At 64.3% G+C, this 15,012-nt stretch carries 15 protein-coding genes; 5 read left to right on the top strand and 10 right to left on the bottom strand.

The genetic code is table 11. The features are described from left to right. The first annotated feature begins 18 nt into the window (after positions 1 to 18). Positions 19 to 1,434, top strand: a complete 1,416-nt coding sequence (gene gltX, locus KZZ07_RS06590) for a glutamate--tRNA ligase (RefSeq protein ID WP_219513011.1) — start codon at positions 19 to 21, stop codon at positions 1,432 to 1,434. 79 nt (positions 1,435 to 1,513) lie between these two features. Further along, complete coding sequence (gene gltA / locus KZZ07_RS06585) at positions 1,514 to 2,809, top strand: citrate synthase (RefSeq protein ID WP_219513010.1); 1,296 nt, start codon at positions 1,514 to 1,516, stop codon at positions 2,807 to 2,809. 185 nt (positions 2,810 to 2,994) lie between these two features. On the opposite strand, the gene KZZ07_RS06580 is transcribed toward gltA, so the two are convergent. Then, positions 2,995 to 3,771 (bottom strand): enoyl-CoA hydratase-related protein, encoded by a 777-nt coding sequence (locus tag KZZ07_RS06580; protein WP_219513009.1) that lies wholly within the window; start codon positions 3,769 to 3,771, stop codon positions 2,995 to 2,997. 70 nt (positions 3,772 to 3,841) lie between these two features. Next, positions 3,842 to 4,345: a DUF2087 domain-containing protein gene (locus KZZ07_RS06575; protein ID WP_219513008.1), complete on the bottom strand. Its 504-nt coding sequence runs from the start codon at positions 4,343 to 4,345 to the stop codon at positions 3,842 to 3,844. Between the two features lie 224 nt (positions 4,346 to 4,569). Between KZZ07_RS06575 and KZZ07_RS06570 the strand changes: the two genes are divergently transcribed. Continuing rightward, entirely contained in the window at positions 4,570 to 4,947 is a 378-nt protein-coding gene (locus KZZ07_RS06570) for a VOC family protein (protein WP_219513007.1), read from the top strand. Between the two features lie 17 nt (positions 4,948 to 4,964). Here the strand turns inward: KZZ07_RS06570 and KZZ07_RS06565 are convergent, their stop codons facing one another. The 4 genes from KZZ07_RS06565 to KZZ07_RS06550 all read right to left on the bottom strand — a co-directional run bounded on the left by KZZ07_RS06565 (position 4,965) and on the right by KZZ07_RS06550 (position 8,758). Beyond that, entirely contained in the window at positions 4,965 to 5,462 is a 498-nt protein-coding gene (locus KZZ07_RS06565) for a cytochrome c-type biogenesis protein (RefSeq protein WP_219513006.1), read from the bottom strand. Next, a complete protein-coding gene (locus KZZ07_RS06560; protein ID WP_219513005.1) occupies positions 5,459 to 7,426 on the bottom strand; it encodes a heme lyase CcmF/NrfE family subunit in 1,968 nt (655 codons plus the stop codon). The genes KZZ07_RS06565 and KZZ07_RS06560 overlap by 4 nt, the downstream gene beginning before the upstream one ends. A 154-nt stretch (positions 7,427 to 7,580) precedes the next feature. Further along, entirely contained in the window at positions 7,581 to 8,144 is a 564-nt protein-coding gene (locus tag KZZ07_RS06555; RefSeq protein WP_219513004.1) for a holin family protein, read from the bottom strand. Continuing rightward, on the bottom strand, positions 8,135 to 8,758 hold the full coding sequence (locus KZZ07_RS06550; protein ID WP_255564194.1) for a holin-associated N-acetylmuramidase: 624 nt from the start codon (positions 8,756 to 8,758) through the stop codon (positions 8,135 to 8,137). Before KZZ07_RS06550 ends, KZZ07_RS06555 begins: the two co-directional genes overlap by 10 nt. Positions 8,759 to 8,841: 83 nt before the next feature. Here KZZ07_RS06550 and KZZ07_RS06545 point away from each other — a divergent pair, with 83 nt between their 5' ends. Then, on the top strand, positions 8,842 to 9,267 hold the full coding sequence (locus tag KZZ07_RS06545; protein ID WP_219513003.1) for a cupin domain-containing protein: 426 nt from the start codon (positions 8,842 to 8,844) through the stop codon (positions 9,265 to 9,267). A 64-nt stretch (positions 9,268 to 9,331) separates the two neighbouring features. Here KZZ07_RS06545 and KZZ07_RS06540 read toward each other — a convergent pair whose 3' ends face one another. The 4 genes from KZZ07_RS06540 to zwf all read right to left on the bottom strand — a co-directional run bounded on the left by KZZ07_RS06540 (position 9,332) and on the right by zwf (position 13,822). Next, a complete protein-coding gene (locus tag KZZ07_RS06540) occupies positions 9,332 to 9,889 on the bottom strand; it encodes a PRC-barrel domain-containing protein (protein WP_219513002.1) in 558 nt (185 codons plus the stop codon). Positions 9,890 to 9,983: 94 nt separating this feature from the next. Then, a complete protein-coding gene (gene pgi, locus KZZ07_RS06535) occupies positions 9,984 to 11,567 on the bottom strand; it encodes a glucose-6-phosphate isomerase (protein WP_219513001.1) in 1,584 nt (527 codons plus the stop codon). A gap of 94 nt (positions 11,568 to 11,661) precedes the next feature. Then, positions 11,662 to 12,339, bottom strand: a complete 678-nt coding sequence (gene pgl, locus KZZ07_RS06530) for a 6-phosphogluconolactonase (RefSeq protein ID WP_219513000.1) — start codon at positions 12,337 to 12,339, stop codon at positions 11,662 to 11,664. Between the two features lie 28 nt (positions 12,340 to 12,367). Beyond that, the gene (gene zwf, locus KZZ07_RS06525; protein WP_219512999.1) at positions 12,368 to 13,822 is read right to left on the bottom strand and encodes a glucose-6-phosphate dehydrogenase; all 1,455 of its coding nucleotides are present in this window, start codon (positions 13,820 to 13,822) and stop codon (positions 12,368 to 12,370) included. A gap of 219 nt (positions 13,823 to 14,041) precedes the next feature. Between zwf and KZZ07_RS06520 the strand changes: the two genes are divergently transcribed. Further along, positions 14,042 to 14,989: a radical SAM protein gene (locus KZZ07_RS06520; RefSeq protein ID WP_219512998.1), complete on the top strand. Its 948-nt coding sequence runs from the start codon at positions 14,042 to 14,044 to the stop codon at positions 14,987 to 14,989. Positions 14,990 to 15,012 lie beyond the last annotated feature (23 nt).

Raw genomic sequence — 15,012 nt, 5'->3', positions numbered from 1 at the left:
ATGAAAAGGTTAACCAAGATGCCCGACGCACAGGTCGTCACCCGCTTTGCCCCCTCGCCCACCGGTTTCCTGCACATCGGCGGCGCCCGCACCGCTCTGTTCAACTGGCTGTATGCCCGGGGTCGTGGCGGCAAGTTCCTGCTAAGGATCGAGGACACGGACCGCGCGCGCTCGACCCCCGAGGCGACAGAGGCAATCCTGCGCGGGTTGGACTGGCTGGGGCTGGACCATGACGGCGAGGTTGTCAGCCAGTTCGAACGCGCCCCCCGCCACGCCGAGGTTGCCCATGAGCTGCTCGCCAAGGGCGCGGCCTACAAGTGCTTTTCCACCCAGGAAGAGATCGAGGCTTTCCGCGAGGCCGCCCGCGCCGAGGGCCGCTCGACCCTGTTCCAGAGCCCCTGGCGCGACGCCGACCCCGCCACACATCCCGACGCGCCCTATGTCCTCCGCCTGAAGACGCCGCAGGACGGCGAGACGGTGATCGCGGACCAGGTGCAGGGCCGCGTCACCATCCGCAACGACCAGCTGGACGACATGGTGCTGCTGCGCTCGGACGGGACGCCCGTCTACATGCTGGCCGTTGTGGTGGACGATTTCGACATGGGCGTGACCCATGTGATCCGGGGTGACGACCACCTCAACAACGCCGCGCGCCAGATGGGCATCTATTCCGCGATGGGCTGGCCGCTGCCGGTCTACGCGCATATCCCGCTGATCCACGGGCCGGACGGCAAGAAGCTGTCGAAACGTCATGGCGCGCTTGGCGCCGACGAATACCAGAAGATGGGTTATCCCGCAGCGGGCATGCGAAATTACCTGGCGCGCCTGGGTTGGAGCCACGGCGACGACGAGTTCTTTACCGACGCGCAGGCCAAGGAGTGGTTCGACCTGGGCGGGATCGGCAAGTCGCCGGCGCGCTTCGACCTCAAGAAACTGGAAAATCTCTGCGGCCAGCACATCGCGATCAGCGACGATGCTGCACTGCTGCATGAAATCGAGGCTTTTCTTGCAGCCAAAGGGGACACCGCCTTGACCGAAACGCAGCGTGACGGATTGCTCCGTGCGATGTATTGCCTCAAGGACCGGGCCAAAACGCTTCCGGAACTTCTTGAAAAGGCGCACTTTGTCCTGGCGGACACCCCGATTCAGCCAGATGAGAAGGCGGCGAAAAACCTTGACACGGTATCCCGTGGTATACTGGCTGCGTTGACGCCGCACCTGCAAGATGCTAGCTGGTCCCGAGACGATCTGGAGGCGGTTCTCAACCGCTTCGCCGAGGATCAGGGGACCAAGTTCGGCAAGCTGGCCGGCCCGCTGAGGGCGGCGCTCGCCGGACGTGCCGTGACCCCTTCGGTCTTCGACATGATGCTCGTCCTGGGCCGCGATGAAAGCCTTGCGCGGTTGGCCCGGGCCGCGGCCGAAAAAGAGGGCTGAGGCCCCGGATCGGCCATGTGACTTCAACCGGCTGGGCCGTCTCACGGCCCCGCTTTACGATATTAGAGGGATGACAAGCATGGCTGAGACCAGCAAGACCGCGACGCTTTCGATCGACGGCAAGGATTTTGAACTGCCGATGCACTCGCCGACCGCCGGTCCGGACGTGATCGATATTCGCAAGCTCTACGGCCAGGCCGGTGTCTTCACCTATGACCCGGGCTTCACCTCGACCGCCTCTTGCGATTCGACCATCACCTTCATCGACGGCGACAAGGGTGAGCTGCTGCACCGCGGCTATCCGATCGACCAGCTGGCAGAGAAATCGCACTACCTGGAGGTCTGTTTCCTGCTGCTCTACGGCTATCTGCCCAAGGCGGCCGAGCTGGAAAAATTCGAGAACACGATCACCCGTCACACGATGATCCACGAGCAGATGTACAACTTCTTCCGTGGGTTCCGGCGGGATGCGCACCCGATGGCGATCATGGTCGGCGTGGTCGGCGCGATGGCGGCCTTCTACCACGACTCGACGGACATCAACGATCCGCGCCAGCGCGAGATCGCCAGCCACCGCCTGATCGCCAAGATGCCGACGATTGCCGCAATGGCCTACAAATACTCGGTCGGCCAGCCCTTCGTCTATCCGCGCAATGACCTCGATTATGCGGCGAACTTCCTGCACATGTGCTTTAGCGTGCCGGCAGAGGAATATGTCGTCGACCCGATCCTGAGCCGCGCGATGGACCGGATCTTTACCCTGCACGCCGACCATGAGCAGAACGCCTCGACCTCGACCGTCCGTCTTGCGTCGTCCTCGGGCGCCAACCCCTTTGCCTGCATCGCCGCCGGCATCGCCTGCCTCTGGGGCCCTGCCCACGGTGGCGCCAACCAGGCCTGCCTGGAAATGCTCAAGGAAATCGGTGATCCCGAGAACATCCCCGAGTACATTGCCCGCGCCAAGGACAAGAACGACAGCTTCCGGCTCATGGGCTTCGGCCACCGGGTCTACAAGAACTTCGACCCGCGCGCGAAGGTGATGAAGCAGTCCGCCGACGAGGTGCTCGACCTCCTGGGTGTCGAGAACAATCCGATCCTCGCCACCGCGAAGGAGCTGGAAAAACAGGCCGTCGCCGATCCCTATTTCGCCGAGAAAAAGCTGTTCCCGAACGTCGATTTCTACTCGGGCATCATCCTCGAGGCGATGGGCTTTCCGACCTCCATGTTCACGCCGATCTTCGCGCTGTCGCGCACCGTCGGCTGGATCAGCCAGTGGAAAGAGATGCTGAACGATCCGCAGAACAAGATCGGACGTCCGCGCCAGCTGTACCTTGGCGAGACGGAACGGGACTACGTCGATATCGAAAACCGCTGAACGCGGGAAAGACGATGATCCAAAGGCCCGGGCATGCCGCCCGGGCCTTTTTCATTGGACCCTCTTAACGTTCCAGACCCCGCACGTTCCAGACCCCAGGCAGCGGCGCCGCCACCCTGTTTCTTTGGGCCGATAAATACCTCCGGGGGGAGCCGAAGGCGGGGGGCAGAGCCCCCCAACAGTCCTCAACGCCCCTCGTAGACCGCCGGGCGTTTTTCGTGAAAGGCAACGACACCCTCTTTGAAGTCCCGCGTCTTGCCGCATTCCCCCTGCAGCTTCGACTCGACCCCCAGCTGCGCCTCAAGGTCATTGTCATAAGAGGCCCGCAGCGCCTGTTTCACACGCGCATAGGCCGCTGTCGGCCCCTGGGCCAGGTGCCGGGCGCGCGCCGCGACATGGGCGCCAAAGACGTCGTCGGCCACCGCTTCCCAGATCATGCCCCAGGCATCCGCCTGTGCCGCGGTGATCTTTTCGGCAAAGAGCGCAGCACCCATCGCCTTGGCCAGCCCCATCTGACGCGGCAACAACCACGTCCCTCCCGCATCCGGGATCAGCCCGATCCGGGTAAAGGCCTGCAGGAAGAACGCCGATTCCGCCGCGATCACCACGTCGGCCGACAGGGCCAGGTTGGCGCCCGCCCCCGCCGCAGCCCCATTGACCGCGCTGATGGTCGGCACCGGGCAGTCATAGATCGCCCGCAGCATGGGGACATATTCGTCGCGCAGGGTCCGTTCCAGGTCCAGGTTGGCGGCATTGCCGCCATCGCCCAGATCCTGCCCGGAACAGAAGGATCGTCCCGATCCTGTCAGCACCACGACCCGCGCTTCGCGCCCGCCACGGTCGACCGCGTCGGTGATCTCGGCCCGCATCTGGGAGTTGAGCGCGTTCATCACGTCTGGCCGGTTCAGCGTCACGGTGGCGATATCCTCGGCCACCGCGTAGGTGATCATGTCGTATTGCATGGGTGTGCTCCCTGTAACCTTGCCGGCATCAAACATCGCGGGCGGGGGAATGGCAAAGCCAAACGCCGCGTCACGGCCGCAACACGCGGGCAATCAGCGCACGGGCCTCGGCGCTGGGACGACGTTCCAGCCGGGCATAGGCGCTGCCGTCGCGGTCGCGCTGCAAAAGCCCGTGTTCGATCATCGCGCGGCGGATCTGGGCCGCGTCGCGAAAGCTGCAAAGCGTGTCGATCCGGGCGCTGATCTCGCGTTCCGTCCAGGTGGTCGCGGGCGACAGTTGCGCCCAGATCACCCAGAGGCAGAGGCCCTGTACGGACGTGCGCCCCGGCCAGTCCGTGAACCGGGCCGCAGCGTCAAAGAACCGTGCCGCCCGGGCAACCGCCCGGTCGTCCAGCGGCTCTGCCGGGGTGTCGGCCAGCCGCGCGCGCATATGCTGATAGTTGCGATAGCCCGCCGCGCGGGCGATCAGGCCCAGCATCTCGAGGTGCGAGGGCGGGTTTTCCAGCCCCGCGCGCAGGGACTTGGCGAAAATCGACAGGTCGGGAATGGTCAGGGCAATGGGATCACGAGACATCTGTGTCCTCCGTCACCGATACCGCGTCCCCTGTGCCGGGGAGAGGAGGGCCGCCCTTGTCCATGGGTATCGTGAAGGTACACCAAGGATCATTCGATGATCGCAGGTTTAGCGAAAGGCGGCGCCTGGGTGAACTGCGGACCCGTGAGACGCGCCTAGCAGAAAGCCGCAGGCGGGTCCATCGCCGTTGACCCTGGCGCCCCCGGCCTGTCATGCTCGCGGCCATGAGCTATAAACCCGACGGCTACACCGATCTTTCGCCCTATCTCGTCGTGCCCGACCCCGAGGCCGTCCTCAACTTCTGCGAGGCGGTCTTTGGCGCCACCCGGCTGCGGGTCTTTCACGACGGCGACAGGATCATGCACGCTGAGTGCCGTATCGGCGATTCCATCCTGATGATGGGCGGGGCCGAAGGGGCCGCGGGCGCGGTCATCCACCTCTACCTGCCCGATCCCGACGCGGCCTTTACCAGCGCACTGGAACTGGGCGCGGTGGAAATCCAGCCGGTGATGGAAAAGGGCGACGGCGACCGTCGCGGTGGATTTCGCACCCCCTGCGGGACGCAGTGGTACGTGTCGAAACAGATGGGCGCGCCGGCATAGTCCCTACCCGGGGCGCCTCAGCCCTCTTCGCCTTTCAGCAATTCGTCAAGGCGCGTCTGCTCTTCCGGAGACAGCCCGTCATCCCCTGCCCCTCCCGCCTGCGAGCGGCGGCGCACATAGGCCATACCCACGACCAGGGCCAGCAGGAACAGCCCGGGCCCAGAGGCCCAGAGCAGCCAGTTCCAGCCGCCTGTCGTCGGTTTCAGCAGGACAAACTCGCCGTAGCGGTCGACGATGAAATCCACCACTTCCTCGTTGGTGTCGCCCGCCATGATCCGCTCACGCACCAATAGGCGCAGGTCACGCGCCAGCGAGGCGTTGCTCTCGTCGATGCTCTCGTTCTGGCAGACAAGGCACCGCAGTCCCGCCGAGATGTCCCGCGCCCGGGCTTCAAGGGCCGGATCGTCCAGCATCTCGTCCGGCTGGACCGCCAGCGCCACGCTGGCCACCAGCGCAAACAGCAGGCCAAGGATGTAGGGCGGGGTTCCACCCTGCCGACGGGCTCTCAGTCTCATTCCGCGGGCACCCCTTGTGCCGGTGTGGTCTTGCGTGCCCCGGCGGCGATCCGGTAGCGACGGTCGGACAGGCTCAGACAGCCGCCCAGGGCCATGATGATCGCACCCGCCCAGATCCAGTTGGCCAGCGGCTTGATATAGACCCGCATGACCCATCCGCCGTCATCCTGCGGATCGCCGATCACCACATAGACATCGCGCATCACGCGATAATCAATGGCCGCCTCGGTCGTGGGCATCTGCGCAACCGGGTAGATCCGCTTTTCCGGGTTCAGCACCGCAATCTCGCGGCCATCGGCCATGACCCGCACCTCACCCATTGTCGAACGGTAGTTCGGACCCTGCACCTGGTTGACGCTCAGCAGCGTGAATTCGAAGGCACCCACGGTCCAAGGCTCATCGATATGGGCGACACGGATGTCTTCCTCTTGCCAGGCCAGCAGCCCGGCGATCCCCAGCATGGTGATGCCAAGGCCGGAATGGGCCACGGTCTTGCCCCAATCGGCGCGCGGCAACCGCAACAGGCGCGAGAAATCGCGCGACTGGCCCGTGCGCCCGATCAGATCGGTCACGGCCCCCGCCACGATCCATGTGCCCAAGAAGACGCCAATCGGCCCCATCAGACTGCGCCCGGTCTGCATCGCCCAGACCAGCCCCATCAGCGCGATGGCCAGACCAAAGGCCGGGGTGAGCGAGCGCAGAATGCGGTCCAGCTTGCCCCGTTTCCAGCTGATCATCGCGCCAACAGGCAGGACCAGACCCAGCACCACCATGAAAGGGGTGAAGGCCATGTTGAAGAAGGGCGCGCCCACCGACAGCTTTCGTTCGAACAGCATCTCGGCCAGGAAGGGCCACATGGTGCCGACGAAGACGACAAAGCTGGATACTGCCAGCAGGATGTTGTTCACGACCAGCGCGCTTTCTCGGCTGACGATGCCAAAGACGCCTTTGGACTCCATCACCTTGGCCCGTGCCGCGAAGAGCGTCAGCGCACCGCCGGTGAAGAACAGCAGGATATATAGGATGAACTTGCCGCGCACCGGGTCATTCGCGAAGGCATGGACGCTCGTCAGCAGGCCGGACCGCACGATGAAAGTGCCGATCAAAGAGAACCCGAAGGCCAGGATCGCCAGAAGGATGGTCCAGCTTTTGAGCGACTCGCGCTTTTCCACGACGATGGCCGAATGCAACAGCGCGGCGGCAAAGAGCCAGGGCATGAAGCTGGCATTCTCGACCGGGTCCCAGAACCAGAAACCGCCCCAGCCCAGCTCGTAGTAGGCCCACCAGGATCCCAGGGCGATGCCGATGGTCAGAAAGATCCAGGCCGCGAGCGTCCAGGGCCGCACCCAGCGCCCCCAGGCCGCGTCCACCCGCCCCTCGATCAACGCCGCCACTGCGAAGGAAAAGCAGATGCTCAGCCCGACGTAGCCCAGGTAGAGGAACGGCGGGTGAAAGGCGAGCCCCGGGTCCTGCAACAACGGGTTCAGGTCGGTGCCGTCGATAGGCGGGACGCTGAGACGCGTGAACGGGTTCGAGGTGAAGATGATGAAGGCATAAAACGCCGCCGAGATCGAGCTTTGGACAGCCAGAACGCGGGCGCGCAGTGTCGGTGGGATATTGGTGCCGAACCAGGCGGCACAGGCCCCGAAGAGTGCCAGGATCAACACCCAGAGCAGCATCGACCCCTCGTGGTTGCCCCAGACGCCCGAGATCTTGTAGAGCATCGGCTTGGCCGAATGGCTGTTCTCGTAGACCAGTTTCAACGAGAAATCGGACACGACAAAGGCATAGGTCAGGGCCGCGAAACTGCTGGCCACCAGCAGGAGTTGCAGCGTCGCCGCCGGTTCCGCCACGGCCATCCACCCGGGCCATCGCTTGTGTGCGCCCACCAGGGGCATGACCATCTGAACCAGTGAAACCAGGAAGGCCAGGATCAGGGCGAAGTGTCCGAGTTCTGTAATCATGTCTTGCGTTATAGTTGTGACGCCCTCCCGCGCCAATCCTTTTCGCCCGGTTTCCCCGATCACATTGTCGCAATGATATACGTACCACCCGCGCCACGAAAAAACCGCGCCCCTTGCAGGAGCGCGGCAATCGTATCGAGATCGGGGAAATCCGCTAGCCGGAGGACCGCCGCCAGTCGGCAAGTGCCGGATTGTCCGACGGCACCTCGAAGGTCGCGGTTTCGACCGGGGCATCGGCATCGGGCGTCACATCGCGCAGCGCCTCGACATCCTTGACCGTCTGCACCACCTGCGGGACCGCCGCCATCGTCACCGCCAGGTCGCGCTGGAAATCCTGCCCTTTGGCCTGGTGGCGCGCGCCGAAGTAAAAGCTGACGATGGCCGCCAACAGCCACCACAGCGGCTCTGGCACCAGGGCGATGCCCGCCATACGCGCCGCGAACCAGACCGGGTCGACCATCGCCGCGACAAACATGCCCAGCGTCCCCAGCGCCATCGCCGGGCGTGGTACACGATTCAAGGCATCCATCAGCCGGTCAAACCAGCCGCGACGGCGAATGCGGAACTCGCCCGCCATCTGCGCCAGCGCCGCGGCCTGCGCCTCGTGACCGCGCTGCGCCTGCGCCTCGGCATTGACACGGAACACCTCCGCTGTCTCCGTCACCACGTTGCGGCCAGGGCCGAACAGCGCGCCAAGGATCTGACCGATCAGCCCCATGCCGCCACCCGGGCGTGAAACTCGGCCTCCGTCATGTGGTACTTGGGCGCAATGAACTCTTCGGCGCGCTTGATCCAGCCGCCTTTTCCGCCCGCGCGGGTGCGCGCGTATTTGCGCGAGGCCGGACGGTTGTCGGCGATGCGGAAGTAATAGTTGCGCCGCGCGATCCCATAGGCATCCACCATGTGATGCGGCGCCTTGCCATAGGCGCGCGCCGTGGCGGCGATGGTGTGCGGGCCAATGGCACCATCCACCGTGACCTGTTCCCCCATCTGGTTCAGCAGTCGCTGCAGGATCTTGACCGCGTTACCACCCGCGTTGACATACATGTCAAAGACCGTGGCATGCAGAGGCTCCGGCAATTCCGCGATGCGCGGTTTCAGGAAGTAGTGGGTCAGAAAGATCGTCACCGCCTGGTCGCGGGTGATCTGGCGCACGTCCGCAGCATCGACATGTCCATTGCCGTCTAGGTCCAGGCCCAGACGGCGCATCGTGTGGATGGTGACGCCATATTTCGTGGCGCCACCCGGATCGTCCGGGTCGTTGACATATCCGCCCTCGCGGGCAACGATTTCCTCGGCCATCCTGCGGACGCGGGGGGTCAGAGTCGACATCCAGTCTCTCCTGCTCGGTTCACTCTCGATGGCCTGAGGGTGCGCCGCAGCTCTTAACCAATCCTCACAGGACCGTACGTTGCATGACCGCTAAAGAGATCATCGCCCTGCTGGGCCTGTCGCCACACCCCGAAGGCGGGCATTACCGGCAGACATGGGAGGCCGAGACCGATGACGGCAGACGCGCGGCCGGCACCTGCATCTATTTCCTGCTGAAAGGGGAGGAGCGCAGCCATTGGCATCGGGTCGATGCGGGCGAAATCTGGCATTTCTACGCCGGCAGCCCGCTGCGCCTGATGCGTGCCGCAACCGACCAAGGCCCGCGCGATGACATGGTGTTGGGGCCGGACCTGTCACAGGGGCAGCGCCCGCAGGGGATCGTCGAACCCGGTCACTGGCAGGCCGCGCAATCGCTGGGGGACTGGACCCTTGTCGGCTGCACCGTTTCACCGGGTTTCCGCTTCGAGGGTTTCGAGCTGGCCCCGCCCGATTTCGACATCCCGGGCTGACACATACGAAAACGCCCGGGGCGCAAATGGCCCCGGGCGAAATAACTCTGTCGGGTGTAGTGGGTTACTCGACCCGCTCCATGTCGGACAGGTCCTCGCTGGTGAACGGAGTCACGACAGCGTAATCCGCCTCGCTCACCATGACCATCTTGGTTTCATCCATCGGCAGCATGACCAATTTGTCGGCCACACCCAGGAAACCGCCGACCTCTGCCACGAGGCCCGTGATCTCGCCATTCTCGTCGACGATGAAATCGTCGATCGAACCGATGCGTGTCCACTCGTCGGCCACGGTCTCATAGTTCACATTCACGTCCCAATCGACGCTTTCAGTGGCCGACAAAGTGTAGATCGGCGCGCCGACGATCACCGAGGCTTTGACCGGCCCGGTCAACCCGGTATCGGCCTTGGCCGTATCCGACGCTTTGGCCTTGGGCGCATCCGGGTCGGTCGCCATCGGATCGGCCGTATCGGCTTTCTCCATCGGATCCGCCGTATCGGCCTGTTCCATCGGCATCGGCTCGGCGGCCGGGTCCATCGCATCGCCGGATTCGTGGTTTTCCGCCAGCGCGACAGCGGGGATGAGAGCGGTTGCGGCAACGGTCATCATGAAGCGTTTCATGTTGAACTCCTTCCTTTTTTCCGTTCAGTCTGCCCAAAGAACGCGTCTCTTTTCGCTCCTGTTCCCCATTATATTTTTCGCACCAACAGGAACTTCAGCCGCCTCCGTGCGTATGCAAGAACTTCAAAAGCTGCGTGGTGGAGGCGTCCTTGCCTTCGACCGGCACAGCCCCCGTCACCATCGGCCCCAGGGCCGTCGCCAGTTCCTTGCCAAGCTCCACGCCCCACTGGTCGAAAGAGTTGATGCCAAGGATCACGCCCTCGACAAAAACCCGGTGTTCATACAGCGCGATGATCTTGCCCAGCGTTTCGGGGTCGAGCAGCGGATAGATCAGCGTCGTGGACGGACGGTTGCCCGGAAAGACCCGGTGCCGCGCCTGCCGCTCCAGCTCGTCGCCCTCGAACTTGTCCGCGACCTTGCCGCGCGCCTCATCCAGATCGCGCCCGCGCATCAGCGCCTCGGACTGGGCCAGGCAATTGGCAACCAGCAACTCGTGGTGATGCTTCAGATCCGGTTCATGGCCTTTGGCGGCCACGAGGAATTCCGCCGGGATCACCCGCGTGCCCTGGTGGATCAGCTGGTAAAAGGCGTGCTGGCCATTGGTGCCCGGCTCTCCCCAGACCACTGGGCCGGAGTGATAGGGCAGATCAGCGCCGTCCATGCTGACGCCCTTACCGTTCGATTCCATCTCCAGCTGTTGCAGGTAGGCAGGCAAGCGCGACAGGCGGTTGTCATAAGGCAGCACCGCGCGCGTGGCATGGCCCAGCACCTGATTGTGCCAGATCCCCACAAGCGCCAGCAGCACCGGCAGGTTTTCGGCCAGGGGGGCGGTCTGGAAATGCCGGTCCATCTTCATGCCGCCGGTCAGAAAGGCGCGAAAGTCCTCCGGCCCCACCGCCAGCATCAGCGACAGGCCGATCGGTCCCCAGACCGAATAGCGCCCGCCGACCCAATCCTCGAATCCGAACACGCGCTCCGCCGGGATGCCGAACTCTGCCGCCTTTTCCTGGTTCGAGGACAGGGCGATGAAACGTCCCTCGTCGGACACGCCCCTATCCGCCAGCCAGGCCTTGGCCGTGCGCGCGTTGGTCATCGTTTCGATGGTGGTAAATGTCTTGGAGGCGACGATGAACAGCGTCGTCTCGGGATCGCATAGCGCCAGCTTGTCGGCGATGTCGGCGCCATCGACGTTCGACACGAAATGCGTGCGCGGCCCGTCGTGATAAGGCGCCAGCGCCAGTGTCGCCATGACCGGCCCCAGGTCCGAGCCGCCAATGCCGATGTTGACCACATCCGTGATCCCCGAACCGCGGATCTCGCGCGCCAGCGCCTCCATCCGGCCCAGCGTGTCCAGGACCGGTGGCATGACGTCCACGCCATCCACGCGGACCTCGGTCCCGTCGAGGTTGCGCAGGGCGGTGTGCAGCACCGCGCGCCCCTCTGTCTCGTTGATCTTTTCCCCGGCGAACATCGCGTCCCGACGGGCCGCCACGCCGCGCGCCTCGGCCAGGGCCAGCAGGCCTGCGCGCGCCTCGGCGTCGATCTGCGTCTTGGAATAATCGAAGAGCATGCCTTCTGCCGACTGCGAAAATGCCCCGGCCCGGCCCTCATCCGCAAACAGGGTCTCGATCCGGCGGTCGCCGATGCCTGCCGCCAGTGTCTTCAGTTGCTCGAACATTCCATCCCCCTCGCCGACCTTGATGCGGCCCTTTGAACATGTGCCCACCCCATAGCAGGCGGAAAATGACAGATTTGCGACCCGGGCGCGCAGCCTATGGCGCCCAATGCACCCGCGCCTCGGACAGGACCGCGTTGATCGGCGCCTCTTCGGCTGGCTTGCCGCGCGCCGATTCCAGCGCGACGCGCTTTTCTTCGCCAAAGATCAGGACGTGCTTTGACATTGCCCCGTTCAGGACGTGCGCGCTCAACGTGATGCGCGGCTCGGGTGCTCCGGGCGCCCGCATCGGCAACAGCACAGGCGCCTTGGGGGACAGGGCCTCTTCCAGCCGGTCCGCCCCCGGAAAAATCGAGGCCGTGTGCAGGTCGGCCCCCATCCCCAATAGCACCACCGCCAGAGGCAGTTCCTCGGCAATCGGCGCCTGCAGCGCTTCAAGCGCCTCTTCCGGTTCATCCGCGGGCGCATAAAGAGGCAGGAAACGTGCCGCCTGCGCCCGATTGATCAGCAAACGCTCACGCAGCAACCCGGTGTTCGAACGCGGGCTGTCCTCTGGAACCCAGCGTTCATCGGTCAGCAGTACATCCACCCGCGACCAGTCTAGATCGACAGTGTTCAGATCGTCAAAGACCGGACCCGGGGACGTCCCGCCGGGGACTGCGAAGCCGACCCGGTCCCGCTGACCCAGCGCCTGCCGCAAGTCGCCGGCCAGCTGGTTGGCCAGGTCGATGGCCAGCATCTCCCTGTCCTGATACTCGATGAATTCGTAACTCATGTTCCCGGCCTCCCTTGTCTCGCCAGGCTCATGCGCGGATGTCGCGCCAGCGACGCCCGTCGCGATGCATCAGCATCAACGCATCATCCGGACCGGCGGATCCGGGGTCATAGGGTTTGGGCACCTCGCCCCGGCCCAGCCATCCGGCGATGATCGGATCGGTCCAGGCCCAGGCGGCCTCGACCTCGTCACCGCGCATGAACAGGGTCTGATTGCCCCGGATCACGTCCATGATCAACCGTTCGTAGGCATCGGGCACTTCTTCCGCCTCCGGTCCCAGCGCCTCGGCAAAGCTCATGTCCAGCGGCACGTCCACCAGCCGCATGCCACCCGGCCCCGGTTCCTTGATCGTCACACCCAGGGTCATGCCCTCGTTCGGCTGCAACCGGATGGCCAGCACGTTGCGGTGCGTGCCTGCCTCGGGGCCGAAAATCGAATGCGGCGCGTCCTTGAAGACCACGGCGATTTCGCTGGCGCGCGCCCGCAGCTTCTTGCCCGTGCGCAGGTAGAAGGGCGTCCCGGCCCAACGCCAATTGGAGATATGGCATTTCATCGCCACGAAACTCTCGGTGGTCGAGCGCGGATTTTCCACATGTGCGCGATAGCCGGGCTGGTCGTCGTCCGCGTCGTACTGGCCACGCACGATGTGGTGGTAATCCACCGGGTCCAGCGCCCGGATCACCTTCAGCTTTTCGTCCCGCACCGAATCCGGTTCGAACCGTGCCGGGGGTTCCATCGCAATCAGGCACAACAGCTGCATCAGGTGGTTCTGCACCATGTCCCGCATCGCGCCCGACTTGTCGTAATAGCCGCCACGCCCGCCCACGTCGACGGTTTCGGCCACGGTGATCTGGATGTGATCGACGTATTGCGCGTTCCACAACGGCTCGAACAGCATGTTGCCGAACCGGACCGCCATCAGGTTCTGGACGGTTTCCTTGCCCAGGTAATGGTCGATCCGATAGATCTGATCCTCGTGAAAATGCTGCCGCAGGGTCGCATTCAGCGCCTTTGCGCTGTCCAGGTCATGACCAAATGGCTTTTCGACCACCACGCGGCTGTCATCGTCGGCCAGCCCGAAATGGCGCAGCCGTTCCGCCAAGGCCCCGAAAAGCGCCGGACCGACCGAGAAATAGAAGGCCCGAACCGTCCCGGGCCGCAGGTGCGTTTTCAGCGCCTCCCAGCCGCCCTCCCCCATCGCGTCGACCGCCACATAGTCGATACGTTCGAGGAATTGTTCCAGCGTGCCATCCTCGCAGTGGCGGCCGCCCCCGAATTCGCGGGTGGCCTCGGCCACCATCTCGCGAAAGCCCGCCGTATCCATGTCGCTGCGGGCGGCGCCGATGATCCGCGCGTCCTCTGGCATCTGTCCGCTGCAATAGCGCCTGAACAGCCCCGGCAGGATCTTGCGCCGGGCCAGATCGCCCGTCGCCCCGAAAATCACCAGATCGAATGGGTCGACCGGAATTACGCGTGAAACCATGAGTCCCGTGCCTTTCCTGTTCGGCGGAGCGGGCCGCCTCTTGCCATTGGCAATGCACCGTTAGCGCTAACGCATCCTGTTCGCGCTCCGAATACCCCATGTTCGGTTCAAAGTCTAACACCCAATTGATGCATCACAATGGCGTCAGGCGAAATCTTGTGACTGGCACCGGCTTTGCCTACTGCTTACGCCTTGGGGGGACTGCTTGAAGGACTGGATATGAAAGACGCTTCCGCCGCAAATATCGACAAGTTCAAGGACCCGGCCCGCACAGCCAAGGGCGAGCCGCGCGCACATGTGGCCCTGTCGGACCCGCAGACGCTGTGGTTCAACACCGGCACGCTCTGCAATATCGAATGCCTGAACTGCTACATCGAAAGCTCGCCCGAGAACGACCGGCTGGTCTATATCACGGCGGACGAGGTCACGGACTATCTCGACCAGCTCGAAACGCGGAACTGGGGGGTGGCCGAGATCGGATTCACCGGGGGAGAGCCCTTTATGAATCCCCAGATGATCGAGATGACGCGCCGCAGCCTCGCCCGGGGGTACAAGGTGCTGATCCTGACCAATGCCATGCGCCCGATGATGCGGCCTGCCATGCGCGAAGGCCTGAAGGCGCTGCACGCCGACTACGGCGACCGCCTTACACTGCGCATCTCCCTGGATCACTGGTCGGCGCGCCACCACGACGCCGAACGCGGTACGGGGACATTCGAAAAAACGCTGGAAGGAATGCGCTGGCTGCGTGACACGGGTATTCGCATGGCCGTCGCGGGCCGCACGATGTGGGACGAATCCGAAGCCCTGTCGCGGGCCGGGTTCGCACGCCTGTTCGAGGCCGAGGGCTTCGACATCGACGCAGAGGATCCGGGCATGACCATCCTCTTCCCGGAAATGGATATCAACGTCGAGGTGCCCGAGATCACCACCTCCTGCTGGGACATCCTCGACAAGCAACCGACCCAGGTGATGTGTTCCTCCTCGCGCATGGTGGTCAAGCGAAAGGGGGCGGCACGCCCGTCTGTCGTGGCCTGCACCCTGCTGCCCTACGAGCCGGAATTCGACCTTGGAGAGACGCTGGAGGCGGCAGAGCAGGACGTCTCGCTGAACCACCCCCACTGCGCCAAGTTCTGCGTCCTTGGTGGGGCCAGCTGTTCCGCCTAGTCCCCCGTCCTGACGTCCCGGCA

Origin of the sequence: Mameliella sp. CS4 (assembly GCF_019392335.1) — a bacterium.
Taxonomy (GTDB): Bacteria; Pseudomonadota; Alphaproteobacteria; order Rhodobacterales; family Rhodobacteraceae; genus Antarctobacter.
This window is presented reverse-complemented; position numbering and strand designations above follow the sequence as displayed.